15 protein-coding genes are annotated in these 19,649 nt (G+C 45.1%); 2 read left to right on the top strand and 13 right to left on the bottom strand.

Going from position 1 to position 19,649, the window contains the following annotated elements; genetic code table 11:
• Nucleotides 1–13: 13 nt before the first annotated feature.
• The 4 genes from DXD92_RS15335 to DXD92_RS15320 all read right to left on the bottom strand — a co-directional run bounded on the left by DXD92_RS15335 (nt 14) and on the right by DXD92_RS15320 (nt 3,392).
• On the bottom strand, nt 14–694 hold the full coding sequence (locus DXD92_RS15335; RefSeq protein ID WP_055265588.1) for an ABC transporter ATP-binding protein: 681 nt from the start codon (nt 692–694) through the stop codon (nt 14–16).
• A 108-nt stretch (nt 695–802) separates the two neighbouring features.
• Entirely contained in the window at nt 803–1,711 is a 909-nt protein-coding gene (locus DXD92_RS15330; RefSeq protein ID WP_118640946.1) for a sensor histidine kinase, read from the bottom strand.
• On the bottom strand, nt 1,708–2,391 hold the full coding sequence (locus DXD92_RS15325; RefSeq protein WP_055265584.1) for a response regulator transcription factor: 684 nt from the start codon (nt 2,389–2,391) through the stop codon (nt 1,708–1,710). Before DXD92_RS15325 ends, DXD92_RS15330 begins: the two co-directional genes overlap by 4 nt.
• A gap of 239 nt (nt 2,392–2,630) precedes the next feature.
• Nucleotides 2,631–3,392, bottom strand: a complete 762-nt coding sequence (locus tag DXD92_RS15320; protein WP_055265582.1) for a helix-turn-helix domain-containing protein — start codon at nt 3,390–3,392, stop codon at nt 2,631–2,633.
• 319 nt (nt 3,393–3,711) lie between these two features.
• Here DXD92_RS15320 and DXD92_RS19740 point away from each other — a divergent pair, with 319 nt between their 5' ends.
• Both DXD92_RS19740 and DXD92_RS19735 read left to right on the top strand, forming a co-directional pair.
• Nucleotides 3,712–3,918 carry a hypothetical protein gene (locus DXD92_RS19740; RefSeq protein ID WP_416388056.1) on the top strand — a complete coding sequence of 69 codons (207 nt, stop codon included), beginning with the start codon at nt 3,712–3,714 and terminating at the stop codon, nt 3,916–3,918.
• Nucleotides 3,915–4,268 (top strand): DUF4143 domain-containing protein, encoded by a 354-nt coding sequence (locus tag DXD92_RS19735; protein ID WP_055265580.1) that lies wholly within the window; start codon nt 3,915–3,917, stop codon nt 4,266–4,268. The genes DXD92_RS19740 and DXD92_RS19735 overlap by 4 nt, the downstream gene beginning before the upstream one ends.
• A gap of 297 nt (nt 4,269–4,565) precedes the next feature.
• On the opposite strand, the gene DXD92_RS15310 is transcribed toward DXD92_RS19735, so the two are convergent.
• The 9 genes from DXD92_RS15310 to DXD92_RS15265 all read right to left on the bottom strand — a co-directional run bounded on the left by DXD92_RS15310 (nt 4,566) and on the right by DXD92_RS15265 (nt 19,550).
• On the bottom strand, nt 4,566–5,585 hold the full coding sequence (locus DXD92_RS15310) for a virulence RhuM family protein (RefSeq protein WP_055265578.1): 1,020 nt from the start codon (nt 5,583–5,585) through the stop codon (nt 4,566–4,568).
• A gap of 53 nt (nt 5,586–5,638) precedes the next feature.
• Nucleotides 5,639–8,185, bottom strand: coding sequence for an AAA domain-containing protein (locus tag DXD92_RS15305; RefSeq protein ID WP_243104923.1), 2,547 nt, complete (start codon nt 8,183–8,185; stop codon nt 5,639–5,641).
• Between the two features lie 1,195 nt (nt 8,186–9,380).
• Nucleotides 9,381–10,793, bottom strand: a complete 1,413-nt coding sequence (gene rlmD, locus DXD92_RS15295; RefSeq protein WP_118640942.1) for a 23S rRNA (uracil(1939)-C(5))-methyltransferase RlmD — start codon at nt 10,791–10,793, stop codon at nt 9,381–9,383.
• 19 nt (nt 10,794–10,812) lie between these two features.
• The gene (locus DXD92_RS15290; protein WP_117509937.1) at nt 10,813–11,643 is read right to left on the bottom strand and encodes a deoxyribonuclease IV; all 831 of its coding nucleotides are present in this window, start codon (nt 11,641–11,643) and stop codon (nt 10,813–10,815) included.
• Nucleotides 11,644–11,703: 60 nt separating this feature from the next.
• On the bottom strand, nt 11,704–13,236 hold the full coding sequence (locus DXD92_RS15285) for an ATP-binding protein (protein WP_118640940.1): 1,533 nt from the start codon (nt 13,234–13,236) through the stop codon (nt 11,704–11,706).
• Nucleotides 13,237–13,262: 26 nt separating this feature from the next.
• Nucleotides 13,263–14,327, bottom strand: a complete 1,065-nt coding sequence (locus DXD92_RS15280; RefSeq protein WP_118640938.1) for a metallophosphoesterase family protein — start codon at nt 14,325–14,327, stop codon at nt 13,263–13,265.
• A gap of 129 nt (nt 14,328–14,456) precedes the next feature.
• Nucleotides 14,457–15,848, bottom strand: a complete 1,392-nt coding sequence (gene asnS, locus DXD92_RS15275; RefSeq protein ID WP_117762055.1) for an asparagine--tRNA ligase — start codon at nt 15,846–15,848, stop codon at nt 14,457–14,459.
• A 76-nt stretch (nt 15,849–15,924) separates the two neighbouring features.
• A complete protein-coding gene (locus DXD92_RS15270; protein ID WP_118640936.1) occupies nt 15,925–18,393 on the bottom strand; it encodes a hypothetical protein in 2,469 nt (822 codons plus the stop codon).
• Nucleotides 18,393–19,550, bottom strand: coding sequence for a class I SAM-dependent methyltransferase (locus DXD92_RS15265; protein ID WP_118640934.1), 1,158 nt, complete (start codon nt 19,548–19,550; stop codon nt 18,393–18,395). The genes DXD92_RS15270 and DXD92_RS15265 overlap by 1 nt, the downstream gene beginning before the upstream one ends.
• Nucleotides 19,551–19,649: the final 99 nt, after the last annotated feature.

Genomic DNA, 19,649 nt, shown 5'->3' with positions numbered 1-19,649 from the left:
AAATCGCCCCCTGCTATACCACACCACTGTCTGAAACAATTTTTCCGTCTTCTATCTGTAAAATCCGGTCTGCCATCTGGGCAATCTCTTCATTATGGGTAATCATAACGATGGTTTGGTGAAAACGCTTACTGGTTACTTTCAGAAGCCCTAATACATCCTGACTTGTCTTCGAATCCAAATTTCCAGTCGGTTCGTCAGCGAGCAAAATGGCAGGTTTTGCAGCTAAAGCCCTCGCAATTGCCACTCTCTGCTGCTGTCCGCCGGATAGAGCACTTGGCAGATTTTCCAATTTTGTTCGAATACCAAGTGTATCAATGATTTCATCTACATATTTCTTTTCAATCTTTTTTCCATCCAGCTTCACGGGAAGAATAATATTCTCCCATACATTCAACATCGGAACCAGATTATACTGTTGAAATACGAAACCAATATTCCTGCGTCGGAAAATGGTAAGCTCTTCATCTGTCATATGGCTTAAGTTCTGTCCATCCACAATTACCTGCCCAGATGTTGGATTATCTAATCCTCCAATGATATGAAGCATCGTAGACTTTCCGCTCCCGGAAGTTCCAACAATCGCTACAAACTCCCCCTTTTCCACTTCTAAATTTACACCATCAAGGGCTTTGACTTCTGTTTCTCCTTGTCCATATATTTTTTGTAAATCTACCGTTTTTAATATATTCATGTCTTCCTCCCTGTCTTATATTTTAAAAAAGCCTGTATTGCTCTTTACAATACAGACTTTATCACAACAATGTCTCTATCCGGTTTCTGAAATATCACAGTTTTGATACTATTCCTTTTTTGATATCGGGAGAAACACAGAAAAGATAGAGCCCTTTCCTCTCTCTGATGTCACTTTTATATACCCTTTTTGTGCCTGAATAATCTCTCTTGCAAGGAATAAGCCAATTCCTACTCCTGGCTGGTCTGCCACTGACAGACTCCGATAAAACCTTCCAAATATCTTTGGTATTTCTTCTTTTTCTATTCCAATGCCATCATCAATAATATCAATCTTTACAAAGAAAGAATTCTGCTCAGCTTTTACCTGAACATTTCCCCCACATGCTGTGTATTTAATCGCATTATCTACAATATTTCCGAGTGCCTCCACAGTCCATTTTGGATCACATAGAACATGCAAATCCGTGTCACATAGGCTCAGAGTAATATTCTTCTCCCTTGCTTTCACGCTAAACTGCTGCTGTATGGATTCAAGCATCTGTGTAATAGTAGTATTCTCCGAATGTACTGCGATAATTCCACTCTCCATCCGTGATAATTTGACCAATGATTGTATCAGGAAATCTAATTTCTCTGTCTGCTCCAAAATGGTATCTATCTCCTCCTGATTTTCATGATTTGTTTCAGAGAGTATTTCACCATAAATTTTCAAATTTGAAATAGGAGTCAACGTCTGATGCGCAATGTCGGAAATAAGTTTCTGTATCACTTCTTTTTGTTCCTGTTGGTTCTTTCTTGCCAGAAAGCTACTGTCTAAATGTTGTTTCATGCTGTTTTCAAGAGCAGAGTACTTTTCTTCTGATATTTCTGTCCGTTCCAGTTCTCCATCTATAGCACAATCCAGCATTTGCTGCAGCCGGTTCAAAAGCTTTTTTTCTTTCTGATAAAAAATGCTATGCCAGAAGATTCCACTTAAAACAAATATTCCTACAATCAATATAATTATTTCTATCATCCATTCACCGCCCAGGTATAACCAATTCCATAAACCGTTTTGATATATTTAGGCTTCTGCGTATCATCTTCTAATTTGTCTCTGAGACGTTTAACTGCAACAGTCAGAGCATGAGCATCCACAAACTCTGTATCTCCTTGCCATACCTCGTCAATCAGGTATTCTCGCTTCACTACTTTTCCTCTGTTTTCGCACAGCACTTTCAAGAGTTTTTGTTCTGTCTTACTCAGTTCAATAAGTTCTCCATTTTTGAAAAATTCCATTTTATCGAAATAGAACTCGAATCCATCAAACTCCATAGAATTCTTAACTACTGCATCTTTATTTCTAAGCTGCACAGACACTCTTGCACGCAAAACCATCAAACTAAACGGTTTCGTAATATAATCATTTGCCCCAGCGTCCAATCCTGTTACGATATCTACTTCCATGTTATTTACTGTAAGCAGGATAATCGGCACCTGACTGTTTTTCCTTATTTCTCTTACAAAATCAATCCCATTCCCATCCGGCAAGTTCACATCTAATAAAACCAATGTGATATCTTCCTTTTTCAAGATTTCTCTAGCCTCCTGCAAAGTCTGGCACTGATAAAAGAAATAGGAATCATTCTTCAATGCGAGACGTATTCCATCATTTAATTTTTTGTCATCTTCAACAATCAGTAAGTTTTCACTCATATTTTCTCTGCTTTCTTTCAAATTACGCTAATTGTATCATTGCCAGTTTTATAAATCAAATTATTAAATCAAAATCTCCGGCAGAAATTATCTTATAAACAGAAAAAAGCTCCCGAAGGGGCTTTCCACGTTTTAAATGTACACTAATTCTCTTAACACAACCTCTTCTGCATCATTCCATATTTCCCATGAAGAATGTTGTAAATTAGTACTATCCACAACAATAACAGGTAATTTAATTATTCGTATTTTTTCCCGATAATGTAAATCGAAACTACCATACCGCCTAATATCATAATTAGGAAAATTTTATTCAAAATATCCCATAAAGCTATATTGAAACAATTGATTATTATAATACCTGCAAGAGGATATAAAACAACTGTTGCAAGTATCCATATTTTTAAAGTTGTGCAGATATATATCCAATTTCCATTGTTAAAAGATAAACCAACTAGATGTATTCTAAAAATTCCTTGTGAAACATAATTTATCTTGTTGGCATCATAATATGTTGGTAATATGTCTTTTGCAAAGAAACAAAACCATGCACCAAATAAAAGCATTCCCCCGGTAACTAGCAATATATCCCTTTTCATCTCAGCTAACGAACTTCCAGATACAACTAACATAATAATTTCTGTAATAGATATAAAAAAACATAACAAATATGCTAATATCCAGTTTTTTCTATGCTGGTGAATAGAATCCCTAACAGCCATATCGAGAGAGCCTACTACCAATTCCTCGATTTCTTTTTTATCAATATTTTTCTGTGTATCTATTTTTTCTCCACGTAACAATTCTGTAACGGTAACATCTAATATATCAGCTATTGGTATGAGTAATACGACATTGGGCATACTAAGACCACGTTCCCATTTGCTAACTGTTTTATCTGATACATATAATTTTTCAGCCAAATCCTTTTGAGTTAAATTCTTTTCCTTTCTTAATTCGGTTACAAATAAACCGAATTTTTCATTACTAATCTGATACATATATCCACCTCCTGCACACATATTATAATGAGAGTGTACATAAATCAATCGACCAGCAGTAGAATTGCAGAATATTAGCACATAATTCATCAAATAATCTCCCCATCATGAGCTCGACCGTGCTATCCGCTGTGGAAATAATACCGGTGCTTCTGTCTACAATGATAGAGGCATTCTCTTCTTGTAAAATACAAAAATTGTCAAATTTTAATAGTTTCTGCATTTCAGTGCATAAACTTAATTTTTTTCATGAGTTTATGCTTACTCTTTCCATGTTGATTTCAATTGCGATATTTATGTTACTGGTTCGAATGCTTATATGCTCTCCTCTGAATATGCTACCTATTTATCAGGCAGATGCGTAGAAATAAAGATGCTTCCATTGTCCTTCTCTGAATTTTTAACATTCCATGATTTTGAAATAAGAGAAACCAAAAGTGCGTTAGGTGGCACACGCAAGCAAGCATTTGATAAAACCGGCGAACACTATGAACTCCAAGCGCTCACACTGTTCAGGCCTATGTGAATGCGCTACTGGAAGCATACTTCTTCTATGACATCAAGAGATTTGATATTAAAGGAAAGGAATTCTTACGTACTCTTGGAAAGTATTACATCGTTGATATCGGACTTAGAAACTATCTGCTTGGATTCAGGGATCGTGATAGCGGACATGCAATAGAAAATGTTGTTTACTTTGAACTGCTACGTAGAGACTATGATGTCTCTATTGGTAAAGTGGATAATTCCGAAGTGGATTTTATCGCAACAAAAGTAGATGACAAACTTTATGTTCAGGTCACAGAGTCCATGTATATCAATACACCGGTACCGGTGGCAAGGAAAAAACTATCAAACATCCGCTGTATCGACTGATTCACGATGAACCAAATCCGGAAATGCTAACATCTAATCCACAGCCTAAACCCTACCGCAATTTTCCGGCCATCCACTTTTTCTCCAATCAGACCAAAAAGTAGATATGTTTCCATATAATAAAACCGAGCTTTCCGCAAGGCTTCTCTGATGATACCAACCTTACAAAAAGCTCGGAAATACGCTACTTTTCAGTACTTGATTTTATTTTCTTGACAGCAAACAGACCGTCTCGACATACTCATCATTGTCCAAACTCGTATTTTTACCAACTTCTAAAAATCTCTTTTATGAAAATTAATTCTTACTGTTTTTCTTTACTGTACTGTGAATATTTTTAATGCTTTCCAAATATTCTTCTTCAACCGGCGATAAGTTCTGCACCTGATATTTCCGATATTCTTCTGTTGCTTTTTCAATTGCCTGTGCATGACTAATCGTTCCGGCTCCTTGCAACACTTTTTCACCTGTAGTTTTCAAAACATTATCAAGGTGTTCCACATAATCTTCCATATGCATGGGATTGTGACGCATAGCTTGAATCTCCGCAAAATCAAAATATCCCGATACAATATTATTTAGGATCTTTAACTCTTCATCATTGAGATAATTTTTGGCAATACTGATATCTTTCAATACAGGAAAATCACCAGAAAAACTTTTTAATCCCATAAAAGGCTGACTGGCGTCCGCACGCTCGTATATAACTTCTGCTGCTGTATGTCCATGTGCTGCATAGTGTAATTTATTTTGTACCATTTTAAAAAATGCAATGGATTCACTACTCTTGGGATCATAATCAACACTTGTTGCATAAAGGTCAAGTACCTGTCGGTACATCACTTTTTCAGATGAGCGAATATCCCGAATACGGTCTAATAACTCTTTCCAATAATTACCCCCACCCAGATTTTTTAGCCGTTCATCATCCATTGTAAAGCCTTTTATCATGTACTCTTTTAATCGTTCAGCAGCCCACCGACGGAAATTTGTAGCAATCTTGGATTTCACTCTATATCCAAGAGAAATAATCATATCAAGATTATAATGAATTGTATTATAGTTTTTTCCATCAGCTGCAGTTGTTCGGAATTTCCGAACAACTGACTCTTCATCCAATTCTTCCTCTTCAAAAATATGCTTGATATGCTCGCTGATATTAGATTTACTTGTCTGATACAACTCACATAATTGTGCCTGTGTAAGCCAAACGGTCTCGTCTTCAAATTTAACGTCAATTTTTGTATATCCATCTTCCGTTTGATATATGATGATTTCACTCCCAATAATATTAGGATTGTCTCTTTGATCCTCCATCTTTTACCCCTCCCTTTACCGTTCCATTAAATTCCCGATAACCTCTCTCTTAATTAAACATCTATCTTCACCTCTGTAGCAAATAGTTTCTTATTCCCTTCTCCTGGAATAAAAGATATTTTTTTACCCTTTTGAATCACTTCTATTGCACTCTCTGTCTTAGAATAAATACTTTCGGTAATGGAATATTCTTTTCCATCAGCACCAACTACATAGGCATAAAAACTTTCTGTTCCCTTTCCAACATATTTGACCGTTCCTGTAATGCGTCTAAAATCCGCATCAATAATGAGTGTCCGTGTCTCGTCAACCTGCATGCGCAACTCATTCTTGTGTGCATGATCATCCACAAGATACTGATTTTTATATTCTCTGATAATCCGATCCGTATCTGTTGCAACATCACACCCAAGCCCAAGATACAATTTCCTATCACTAATAATATAAAACTCCTCTTTGGCCCTCGTCGCCGCAACATTCATTATGTTCGCTTCGGTTACTGCCCAGCGTGCCGCTCCGCTGCTCTGCCTGTCGGCACCGAGTACAAAAAATACGATTGGAGCCTCTTTCCCCTGAAACGTATGGACAGTTCCGACATTTGTCGGTTTTCCCTGTTCATCATATCGGGTAAAGTGAATTTTCCGTAATTTCTGAGAAAGCTGATATGCCACATTGGAAAACGGTGTAATTACATAAACCACATCTTTTTCTTTTTTATCTAAGATTTTCGGATTTTTATCTATCATCTCCTTGAGCTTATGCAAAAGGAATTCTCCCTGTTCCTCGACATATTTATTGTTCGCCATTCCACCAACATCAAACCAGTCTGCTTTTCCGTACTTTTCCATTCCCTGCACCATAAATCCGTCATAGGAAATCATGTTCGAAATTGTAAACATCGGATACCGACATCTTCTATGCACCCATAGCGGAATTCCAACCCATGAATCCTCCGCCTTGTCCTGTTTTCGATAAAACCCGTACTGACTTGCCGCATCTGCTAAAATCTGTGCGGATGCAGATGCAGATAAATATTTTTCTGTCACTCCAAAATGCTCCCCCAACATATATAGGGTATTAGAATCCAACGTAAGAACCGGTTTAATCTGCAACGGATCACCGACCACCATTACATGCCTGCTGCGATAGATTGCACCGACAGCCGCCTGTGGCAGCGCCTGTCCTGCTTCATCGATAAAAAGATGCCCCAGTGTCTCAGCTCCAAGATTTTTGCACATACGCGAAAAACTGGCAAACGTAGAACTAATCACCGGAATTGTCATATTAATCCAGTTCCATGCCGCCTCAATCACATGCTTTCGATCCAAATACTTCTCCTGCTGATCCCAGACGATAATGGCCGCCTTTACATTTTTTCTGTTCTCATAAAGAAATTGTTTTCGAACACGTAATGCCATAACAAACAATTTTGACTGTGCGACACGATACGCTTCGTCAAACCACGGGTTTGATATCTGTAAATCTTCATACTCCTGATTCATATTCAGCGGTTCTGTCTTACTGTCGTTTTTTATATTTTCATATTCGCGGACTCTTTTCTCCAAATTTGAAATTTTACCTGTTTCCACCGTCTTCCAACTGTTAAACTCCTGCTTAAGCTTCTCCTGTTTTTCATTAATTTTACTCAGCCTTGTTTGCCGCAAATGAATATTTTCATTAATTTTTTTCTCCTGTTCCCTGCATTCTATATCTTCATCATTTAATTTTACTAACTGATCCGTAATCTCATTTAATCTGCTCCTATATTCCTCTTTCTTTTTCTTTCCCGCAAAGAAGCAAGGACGTTGCTCCTTGTGTACTTGAAGGCACTGGTTCATACTGTCCATATTTTTTCGGACAGCTTCTGCCCTGTTTTGTACCTCTTTCAAACTGAGATGTAACTGTTCCAACTGCTGCCCGCATTCCTGTTTATTTTCTGCAAGCTTCTTAAGTTCTACGCACAATTCATGCTCTTTCTTCTCTAATTTTTCTTGATAGCTGCCACGAACCTGTTCCATCTTTTGAGTATATTCCTGATACATCCGAACGCTATCTGCAAATTCCTGCCTTTTTGTTCGAATCGCTTTTACTTCCTCATAATGACTCAGAAATTGTTTATATATACCTTGATTCGGCAGATAATCTTCTTCCAAATATTTGTGGATATGCTTCATATTCGTGAGGATATTGCTCATATTATTCGCTTTTCCACCTTCAAGTGAAAATACTCCCCAAAACTTTTCTTCTCCCGGAACAGATTCTTTTACCAGTTCCTCTCTTTTCTTCCCGTTCTCATCTTCCAACCACTCTACCGACACCTTCGCATTCGATATCTCACAAAAATAGTCCGCTTCTTTCAGTTCATCGATTAGAAAATTGTCAATCTCCTTACTCAACGGAAGTTCGTTCACAATGTTTTGAACCGCACCATTATTCGAACTTGCAACCACGATATTATTTTCGATAATATGTTCCGGGATCTCTCCAATCGATGCATGATTAAAATAAATTGTTTTCTCTGTTCCTTTGATAAAATGGTCCGAAAGTTTCGCAATACTATACGCTTGCTGTACCACTAACTGCGCAAATATGTCCTTCAAAAGCGTCGTTTTTCCGGTTCCAGGCGGACCGTTGACACTTCTCATCTGATTGTTGTCAAAGCCGATGGATAAGTTTACCGCAACTTGCTGCATCAGAGAAAGCGCATATGTCGTATTGCTTGGAAACCTTCCCAGGGGATAATTCTTCGGCTGCAGAATTTGTTCAAACAGATGCGGATGAAAATTCACTGAATCTTTTTTGCTGTCAAGGTTCATGCGTTCCTTTTTATTTCCATACAAATAAGCATTCAAATTAACCGTTTCGATTTTTTTTGCTTTTTCCAGATCATCGATGAAAAAAGAATGCAGATTCGTCGCTTCAGTCTCGATATTTCCCAGAATCTTCATCCGGCAATTTATTATATCAACCTCATGTTGCAGGAGTTCCTTTTGCATCGCAGCATTAAACTTCGCCGAATCCCCTGCTGTCTCATCAAAATCCTGAGCAAGCTGATTTTTAAAATCTTTCTCAAATTCCCGAAACTCTTTCTCATAGGGAACTTTTTTGAATTTCCGTATGTAAGCACTTTCTGTAAAGAATGTCATATCCTCCAGAAAATTAAGATTCTTATCGAAATACAGCGCGAAACTGAACTTGTCTCCGAAACGAATATCCTCATCCGTCGATTCCAAGCCATACTCTGCATGAAGTATGTCCACAACTTCCTGAAATTTAAAAATATCAAAATAGACAACGACTCCTCCTTTTTGCCGTCGATTCCATTTCTTTTTCTCAATTTTATGCAGAAACAGAGAATAGAAATCCTGTTCCTGCAAATCATTCAGAGTGAGAATAGCCTTATCATTCAAACCGATGTCTCCCTCCGATAAATGTTCCACCATTATCCATGATTCTAAAATCTTATTTTTTTCTATCATTTATGAACAAAACTCCTTCGTATCTGTTTGAACTCTCTATCTATCTTCCGATACGTATTCACGTTTCTTCAAATGTAAAATTATGTCCCACTAACCAAAACTAACAAAGGGACTTAAAGAACCAAGTCAAAGAAAAAGGATTCTTCTATTTCTACGATATCGTCATATCATCCGAAAATGTTCCAGTGCCTCCCTTATAGCCGCTTCTTTCCCTGGCGGACACTTCGGCTGTCTAGAGTTTTCCAATTTTGACAGGTTATAATTTGCCCTCTCAATAATGCCGCATTTCTGCTTCACCTGTGCGATATACAAGTTGCTAACTTTCAATCCGCTTTGCTTCAGAAACATAATCCTTGACTTCCGCATAGATCGCTTTACTCTCCGCCGCCATCAAATCAAGCTCATCCATCTCTAATTCCACATTGATATGCTTCAACTTATTTGATTTAAGTTTGGAAAGCAACACGATACTTTCCACATGCTCCGACCACGCGAACATATCATACCCCCATGCCTCTTCTGCCTTATATCCGTGTTTTGTCAGATACCGCAGGTCTCTCGCCAATGTCTCCGGATTGCAGGAGACGTAGACCACTTTTTTCGGTGAAAGGGTTACGACAGAGGACAGAAAGGCTTCATCACTGCCGGCTCTTGGCGGGTCCATGAAGACGATGTCGGCTTTTTCGCCTTTTTCGGCCATGGAGACCATGAAGGCGCCGGCGTCGTTCTGGTAGAAGGAGACGTTTTTGATTTGGTTTCGTTTGGCGTTTGTTACGGCATCGCGGACGGCGTCCGGGTTCAGTTCGACGCTGATGACTTCTCTGGCATCGCGGGATGCGATGAGGCCGATGGTTCCGATTCCGCAGTAGGCGTCCAGGACGCGTTCGTTTCCGGTGAGGCCGGCCAGGGAGATGGCTTTTTCGTACAGTTTTTTCGTCTGAACCGGGTTGACCTGGTAGAAGGACTGCGGGGAGATGCGGAAGGTGCAGCCGCAGAGTTCATCCTCGATGTAGCCGCGTCCGAAGAGGACAATGTCGCGTTTTCCGAGTACCATGCTGTCGGTGCGGTCGTTGACGTTCAGTACGATCGTGGTGATCTCCGGGTGGAATTTGCGCAGGGCCTTTACGAAGTTGTTTTTTGACGGGAAGACTGGTGATACGCAGACGAGGACGACCATGATCTCGCCGGAAGCAAAGCCGGTGCGCACCATGACGTGGCGCAGGAGGCCGTAGCCGCTGTCCTCGTTGTAGATCATGATTTTGAAGCTCTTCAGCAGACTGCGGATATCGCGGATGATGGCATCGGCACGCTGATCCTCGAGCAGGCACTCATCGACCGGGACCACTTTGTGTGTGCCCTTTTCATAAATGCCGGATATGATCGTTCCGTCTTTTTTGCGTGCAAAGGCGGAATTGACTTTATTCCGGTAATGATAAGGATTTTCCATGCCAACCATGCCTTTGACCGGGACGATGCCCTTCAGAGTCTTCTTCAGGAACTGCTCTTTTTTCGCGAGCTGCTCTTCGTAGGAGAGGTTCAGATATGTGCATCCGCCGCATTTTTTCTGATAAGGACATTTCGACGATGATGAACTCTTTTTCTGCTTTCCTTTTTCCGGTGCCACGCTCTTTGTTTTCTCGATACGAACAGCTTTCTTTTTATTTTCCCTGTCGAAATACGTCTTTTTTCTTCCGTCAGATCTTTTATTCTTCTCTCTCGTGTTTTCCACTTTCTCTTACCTTCTTCCTCTATTTCGCAAACCCGCGCAGCAGCGCGATCTCTTTTGCATATCCGTCCAGCTCATTCGGTGTTTCCAGATAGAACGGCAGTCCCGCCAGCGCCGGATGTGTCACAATCCGCTCAAATGCCGCAAGTCCCAGCGATCCCTCGCCGATCTTCTCATGGCGGTCCTTATGGCTCTCAAACGGATTCTTGCTGTCGTTCAGATGAACCGCTTTCAGCTTCGAAAGTCCTACCACGCGGTCGAACCTCTCAAGCACATCATCGAGGTGATCCACAATATCGTATCCCGCATCGTACACATGGCACGTATCCAGGCAGACACCCATGTGGTCTTTTAATTCCACGCGCTCCAGAATCGCCGCCAGCTCCTCAAACGAGCGGCCGACTTCGGTTCCTTTTCCTGCCATCGTCTCGAGCAGCACCGTGGTCGTCTGCTCCGGTTTTAAAATTTCATTCAGCATCTCCGAAATCAGACGGATTCCCTCTTCCGCCCCCTGTCCGGTATGGCTGCCCGGGTGGAAATTGTAGCAGTTTCCCGGCGTATACTCCATCCGTTTCAGATCATCCGCCATCGTCATCCATGCAAACTCTCTCGTGTGCGCATCCTTCGAGCACGGATTCAGCGTGTACGGCGCATGTGCCAAAATGCGCTCGATTCCATGCTCCTTACTGTAAGAAAGAAACGCTGCGACATCCGCCTCGTCGATGGCTTTCGCCTTGCTTCCTCTCGGGTTTCTTGTAAAAAACTGAAAGGTATTCGCCCCGATGGACACCGCCTCTTTTCCCATGGCAAGATATCCTTTGGACGATGATAAATGACATCCTATTGTCAGCATAACTTTTATTCTCCTTTATTTCCAAACCACAACTCACCGATTCTCTGCGAGCCGCATTACTTAAAGCACAATTTTCCGGTACGGAATTCCCATCTCCGAGAGTGCTTCCTCCTCCCGCTTCTGACACGTAAAGAGCAGCACCTGCGTCCGGTTTTCCGCCAGCCATTTCAAAGTTTCTTTCAGCCGGTTTTCATCGTAAAACGCAAACGATTCATCGAGAATCACCGGCAGCTCCTCCTCGCCGCAGAGCACATCCATCGCCGCCATGCGGAGCGCAAAGTACGCCTGCTCGATCGTGCCGCGGCTGACCTGTTCAAGCGGCACATATTCGTCTGCGGTGTGAAGGCCGATCCGCAGATTCTCATCCATATTCACCTGCAGATAGCGGCCATTCGTCAGCGATGACAGCGTTTTTGACATCTGCTGTTTTAAGCGGTCGCCGATCCGGCTCTGCATCTGTACGGAGAGACTCTGGATCGTCTCCCCCGCCAGGGAAAGCGCATCGAGTTCTTCCTGCAGATGATCTTTTTCCGTCATGAAAATGCAGAGCTCTTCGTATTCACTCTGCAGGTTCGACAGCACCGTCTGTTTCTGCCCCAGCTCCTGCTTCAGGCGGTCCACATTCCACTGCTGGCGGCGGATCGCCTGCTCCTCCGGCTCCGTCACGACCTGCTCGACCTCCGTTTTCCGGTGACGGAACAGACTGTACGCCAGATACAAGAGCGCCGCAATCGCAAGCCCGAGTCCCGTTCTCGTCAGCAGCGAATCAATATGGAAGAACTGCAGAATGCATAAGAACAAGAGAAATCCAGCCAGCGCCACGCACGCGGCACCCCATTTGCGGCTCTTCCGAGATTCTTTTTTCATCTTCCGCACCCGTTCGATCGGCACATCCTTCTGATAAATATCCCGCTTCATCTGCTCTTTCGCCTGCTGCAGATTCTCCTCGCTCTGACGGCACTCCTCCGTAAAAACGGAAATTTTCGTCTCAAGTTCTTCCTTCCGTTTTTCCAGTCCCGCCAGCGTCTTTTTCTGTTCCTGCTCTAGGCGCTTTCTCTTCTGCTTCAGCAGATCCAGCGCCGCCGCCACATCGAGCTCTCCATCGCTGCTCCCCTGGTAATTTGCCATATAGTTCCGCAGCTCATCCGCAAGCCCTTCCTCGGTTCTTCCTTTTAACTGCCCGATCGAAGCCGTATTATCATACACAATCTCACTGACACCGCCGAGCAGCATGGAAAGATCGCCGTCCTCCACGGAGAGCACCTCGCCGTCCGTCAGGCACACCAGCTTTGCATTGGCGTTCTGCCGCCCGAAATTCCGGGTCAGACGGAACCGTTTGCCGCCGCTTTCAAGCACCATCTCTCCCGCATAGTATGCCGGATTTTCCCATGGCTCATAACGACTGTAGACATCATTTTTTGCCGCCCGCCCCCGGCCGCGTGTCATGCCGAACAGCATGCTGCGGATGAAGGTATGGACGGTCGATTTTCCGCTCTCATTTTCCCCGCTGATGAGCTGAATCCCATCGGAAAATTCCAGCGTGCGGTTCTGCATTTTTCCAAAATTGCGGATTTCCAGTTTTTCTATTTTCATCTTCTATACCTCCCGCAATCTTTTTTTCAGCCGTTCCTGCGTGCCGCCAGCAGCGCCTCGAGACCATAGTCGAGCGCCTTCTGTGACTGCGCATCCGTCTTTGTTTCAAATGCTTCAATATAGGCGCTGATCAGACTAGCGCCATACGTTTTCTTCAGCTGTTCCAGATCGTACGCCGGACGTGTTTCATCCTCCACGGAGATGACTCTGCCGCAGTCCAGCAGCCGTTTCGGAGAAAATTCCAGCTCGGCGGCACGGTGTCCCACAAGTTTCAGGCGGATGATTTTTCGGATCTTCCCATCCTCCCGCAGCGCCAGCTCCTGTTTCAGCTTCGTCTCCAGCGCATACTGTGTCAGATCCTCCGTCACGTTCAACACCAGATCTTCGTACTCATATCTGGCAAACGGCACAAACTGAATCCGCGTGCCGTGCTCGTCCACCGTTCCGCGGATGTAGCCGTGCGGCCCCAACTGCGTCTCATCCGTCGGTTCGAGTGCGCCTGCGTATGCCATTTTGTCGGGAATAAGAATCCCCGGCTTATGAATGTGCCCGCACGCAATATAATCAAACCCAGCCTGCGCCATGCGGCCCGGATTCCACGGCATGTGGCGGGCATCGCCGCCGTGCGCGAGCAGCAGATGATATTTCATTTTTCCCTCCGGCCGCACGCCGTCCAGCCGGTTTTCCAGAATCTCTTTTTTGTCGTAACTGCATCCGTACACCGCCGTCTTCTTCTCCGGGACTTCAACACACTCCGGCTCCGGCGACAGGAGCATTACCACGTTGTCTGCCCAGTCGAAACCGCGGTAAAAGCTCTCCCGTTTCACATAATCGTGGTTTCCGGCAATCAGCACGACGATCGTCTCCGGGATGGAAGCAAAGAGATCATTAACCTCTTTCAGTTCCCGCAGAAGCGGCTGGCACTGAAACAGATCTCCCGCAATCAGCAGAAAGTCCGTCTTTTCCCGACCGGCCAGGCGGATGATCCGCCGGAAGCTCTCCCAGATGGCCTCCCCTCGCTCCTCGCTCCAGGGAAATCCCGCATCCGGCTGCATGCCGAGATGCACATCCGCAATATGAATAAACCGCATAGGCGCATACCCCTTTCTGGATTCATTTTCTCCATTACTACAATACGGACGTCAGGCACACCAAATCCACATTGGATTCCACTGCACCCGGCATCCGTATTTTTTAAGTTTCTATATCACTTTTCGTAATTACAGCTCGCAGTTGTTTACTGTTCTCGGGAACGGGATGACGTCGCGGATATTGCCCATTCCGGTCAGATACATGACGCATCTTTCAAATCCCAGTCCGAATCCTGCATGGTGGGTAGAACCATATTTTCTGAGGTCCAGATAGAATCCGTAATCTTCCTCAGCAAGTCCCAGCTCTTTCATACGGCCAAGCAGTTTCTCGTAGTCGTCCTCACGCTGGCTTCCGCCGATGATCTCTCCGATGCCAGGAACCAGACAGTCCATAGCGGCAACTGTCTTGTTGTCATCGTTCAGCTTCATGTAGAACGCTTTGATCTCCTTCGGATAATCGGTAACGAAAACCGGTCTCTTGAAGATCTGCTCGGTCAGATAACGCTCATGCTCGGTCTGCAGATCGCATCCCCAGTATACTTTGTAATCGAATTTGTCGTTGTTTTTCTCCAGAAGCTCGATAGCCTCGGTGTAGGTTACACGGCCGAACTCAGAATTTACGACATGGTTCAGACGCTCGATCAGTCCCTTGTCCACGAAACTGTTGAAGAACTGCATTTCTTCCGGTGCATGCTCCATAACGTAGCGGATGACATATTTCAGCATTGCCTCAGCAAGCTCCATATCATCCTCCAAATCAGCGAAAGCGATTTCCGGCTCGATCATCCAGAACTCTGCTGCATGGCGGGTGGTGTTGGAATTCTCTGCACGGAAGGTCGGTCCGAAGGTGTAGATATTGCGGAATGCCTGTGCAAAGGTCTCGCCGTTTAACTGTCCGCTTACGGTAAGGCTTGTCTTCTTTCCGAAGAAGTCCTGTGTGAAATCAACAGCGCCGTCCTCGGTTTTCGGAATATTGTCAAGATCCATGGTGGTTACCTGGAACATCTCGCCGGCTCCCTCGCAGTCGCTTCCGGTGATCAGCGGGGTGTTGACATAAACGAAGTCTCTCTCCTGGAAGAACTGATGGATCGCATAGGCGCAGAGGGAACGAACACGGAATACTGCCTGGAAGGTGTTGGTTCTCGGACGCAGATGGGAAATGGTACGAAGGTATTCCATGGAGTGGCGTTTTTTCTGCAGCGGGTAATCCGGTGCGGAAACGCCCTCTACGGTAACTTCTGCCGCCTGAATCTCAAACGGCTGTTTTGCCTGCGGGGTAGCAACGAGGGTACCTTTTACGATGATGGCTGCGCCGACGTTCATTTTGGAAATCTCAGCGAAGTTTTCCATCTCATCGTGGTATACGATCTGCAGGGTTTCGAAATAGCTTCCGTCGTGCAGAACGATGAAACCAAAGGTTTTGGAATCACGTACGCTGCGCACCCAGCCGCCTACGGTTACTTCTTTGTCCAGGTATGCTTCCCGGTTTTTATAAATCTCTCGGATGGTTGTAAGTTTCATTGTCTTTTTTCTCCCTAAATATTCATAGTGCTTTCTTTATTCTAGCACTTTTTGCGTCATTAGAAAACCCCGCAAATCACTCGATCTTTACTTTTTTAATATAACTGATGAAGACATTGCCGTTCTGTGCGAACAATGCATCGCTGTCATCGTCAGAAAGTGCAGTTGTCTCGCCCGTTGCCGGGTTATACAGCCAGGAATTTCCGAAAATATCGTATCCGGTCAGAAGCAGACTCTCGTTCTCGCCGGTCTTTACAACAACGCCGTAGCCGCTGCTGATCATGTAGAGAATTTCTTCTCTTGTGCAGCCCGTCAGGTTCAGCAGTTCGTAATCATCACCGAGTGACTCCTTCAGCACGTTTTCGTCCAAAGATGCACTCTGGAATCCCGACGGCATCGTTGTCTCGTCGAGGCGCATGCCCTGCTGGCGGTTTCCGCGCTCCCACACATAGGACTGGCTGCTGTTCAGCACAACGCCGACATTCTCATCGGCAAGCTGTACGGCCTCGGCCGGGGAGCTTAAAATGGCGATCAGTTTTCCTTTTCCATATACATAGTAAAGCTCTGCGCTGCCTGTTTCGTACGACATCGTAAGATCGGTCCGTAAGGTTGAATAGATATATTTCGGTGTCAGTGTCAGAAGCGACTGTGTTTTGCCGCTCGTCGAGAATTCCAGAAGGAACTGCTGCTCTCTTCTGTCGTCCACCGTTGCCAGGCGGCCCGTCACCAGTTCCTGGCTCTGCTGCTCGCCGTTCATGATGTGATCCTCCGGCGCATCCGCATAGCCGTTTTCCTGGCGTACCACGCGGTCCAGCTCCAGAAGGCCGTCCGAAATCGACACGCCTGTCACATAATAGCCGTTCTGGTGATACTCTTTTTTCACGGTTCCGTCGATGCTGACAATCCGCACCGTATGCATAGCGAAAACTTCATTGCCGGAAATATCTTTTAAAATATCGCTGTCGTTTGCCATACCATAGACAAAGTCTTCATTGATAAAGCCAAGTGCCCGGATCTTCTGTCCGTCATCCGCCGCAAAGCGCTGCGTTTCCCCGCTCTCCAGATTCATCACGGTGATGTTCATCGCACTGCTTGCATTGTCCGCATCCATCCACGCGATGCTCTCCTGGCTTTCCGATACTACAAAGCAGTCCTCCGGGATACTTTCCCGGACCACCGTCGTCGTGCCGGTTCCAATATCAACCTTGCACAGGTTCTCATTCAGATAGAGATACATCTCTCTCTGCTTGTTGACGTAGGAGAGGCGGTCGAGCTGTTTTTTCAGCATCTCGTAGGAAATATCCGCCGGAACGAAAATCTCCTCGGTTGCCACATTCCGCTCGGCGCGATAATAGTAAACGGCTGCTCCCACTTCACCCTCGTGGTTTCCGCGGTTCATATAGCCATAAACAACAAACGTCACATCGCCCGCATCATCCACACGCACAATGTTGACATCATGCTCTCCGTGCTGTTCCCGGTCATCCATGCTGCCGTTCTCACGGAAGCTGAAAACGCGGATCGTCTTGTTGGCGCTGCGGTTGTAGCACCAGAGATCACCGTTTACTACAAATGCGACAATATCACCTGCCGTATTCGTCACATACTCGGTATCCTCGCCGGTCACACCGAGGTTGATGCCGGATTTCGTCAGAACACCAAGCTCCGGATCAAAGATCTGCTGTACGCTCCGCTCGAAGTCCAGCAGAATAATCTCTCCGTCGGACTCTCGCATCCGGTAGAACTCGCTTACGGTATAATACTCCGTCTGTCCGTTCTCATCCTGCGCACTGATCATGTACTCCTGTGTGATGCTGGTCGTCGTCTCATTCGCTTCTTTGATCTGCTGCACCGGCTGCTGTACGATCGTCGGTGCGAGGCTTCCCCAGGAAATCTGGTCGAGGCTGGAATGAATGTTGACATTGAGGAACGAAGAATTATCCCCCGTCTCATCCGGCTCAAGCTGCGGAACGAGCGCTTCCGCCTGCGTTTTATCCAGGCATGTCTGCGCAAACATCTGCGTGTAGGCCAGATAATCGCCGACCTCCACGCCGTTGCGCTGTACAATGCGGGTGTAATACCAGGCAGACTGGCCGTTTCCGTAGGCAACCTCGAGCTTCAGCGTATATTCCTGATTCATCAGAATCGCGGTCTCTAACTGGAAGTCTGCTTTCAGATAGCTTCCGTCCTCGTCAAACGATTTCAGCACCGAGTTTTCAATCAGCGCTCCGCCGTCTGTGCTTTCCACCGTATAGGTCACGTTTTTAATTTTCTGTCCCTTCGCATCAATTTCCAGCGTAAGCGAACGGTCCATCGGCAGCGGTGTCAGGTTTTCTCTTGTCGTTACGCCGTTCATCTCCTGGCAGTATCCGTACATGCGGTTCACTGTCATGTCCGCGGTCTTCATGTACAGCACCGGAAGACTCGCTGCGTCCAGATCGGTCGCATTCTCCGTCGTCTCGTGGCTCATCAGGTGTGTGAACACACCGACTGATGCGGCAAAAACAAGAAAAAGGATCAGAATCCTTGCTGCTCTTTTATTCATCACGGCTCCTCCTTTTCTGTGAGGAGGTCTGCCAGTGTCGGCTTCACATGGTACGCTTCCATGCACGCTTTCAGTTCTTCCGGCAGTTTTTTCGAGCCTTCCTGGCGTTTTACCGCGCGGATGAGAAGGTTCTTCGGCGTGTGCTCCATGTCGATGAATTCGAGAATCTGTGTCTCATAGCCTGCATTCTCCAGAAGCTTTGCCCGGATTCCGTCGGTCAGAAGCGCCGCCATGCGCTCTTTTAAGATGCCGTAATCCATGATCGGATACAGTTCTTTGTTTGCAATCTGGCGGTTCAGCTCATGCTGGCAGCACGGAACGGAAAGAATAACTTTTGCATTCCATTTGACGGCCTTTTCCAGCGCATAGTCAGTCGCCGTGTCGCACGCGTGCAGCGTCACCACCATATCGACCTCGTCGCGGCCGGTATAAGAAGCGATGTCGCCCTGATAGAAATGCAGCTTTTCATAGCCGTATTTCTCCGCCAGTCCGTTGCAGATCGCGATGACATCCTCTTTCAAGTCAAGTCCGATGATATTGACATCCAGTTTTTTCAGTTCGCGGAAGTAATAATACATCGCAAACGTCAGATACGATTTTCCGCAGCCGAAATTGAGAATCGTGATCTCGCGGTCCGATGGGAGCTGCGGCAGGATATCTTCGATGAACTCCAGAAAGCGGTTGATCTGGCGGAACTTGTCGTAGCGGGTCCGCACGATTTTGCCTTCTTTTGTCATAACACCGAGATCCTGTAAAAAAGGAACCGGGATTCCTTCTTCCAGAATATACCGTTTCTTCCGGTTGTGCGCCAGATTGACGGGTTTGCCGGTTCCTTTCATATGCGGTTTCTTTTTGATCGTCATCGTTCCCTTTTTGCTGACCAGAACGGATGCTGTGCAGGTGTCGGATTCGAGCTGCATCTGCTTGAAGGTTCCGTTCATCCAGTCGCTGATCCGGGTGATCACGTCGTCTTTTGTCATATTTTTATGAAACTCCTTCGTGCCGACAGTCTCCTGGCACTGAAAGAGCAGTTTTCCTTTTATTTCAACCGGGCGTATTCTCACTTTGGACACTTCACTGTCCCCTCTTGGGCCGCTGATCGTGATACGATACAGCCCTTCCCGGATTTCATCCTGTAATAATTTCTGTAATTCCATTTATACTCTCCAAACTTCCTGAATCGTTTGTAAACATGTGTAATAAAGCCCCTTACAACCTCGCTAATATTGTAATCTGTTTTCCGCAAAACCACAACA

Origin of the sequence: Blautia sp. TM10-2, assembly GCF_003480845.1 — a bacterium.
GTDB lineage: Bacteria > Bacillota > Clostridia > Lachnospirales > Lachnospiraceae > Fusicatenibacter > Fusicatenibacter saccharivorans.
This window is presented reverse-complemented; position numbering and strand designations above follow the sequence as displayed.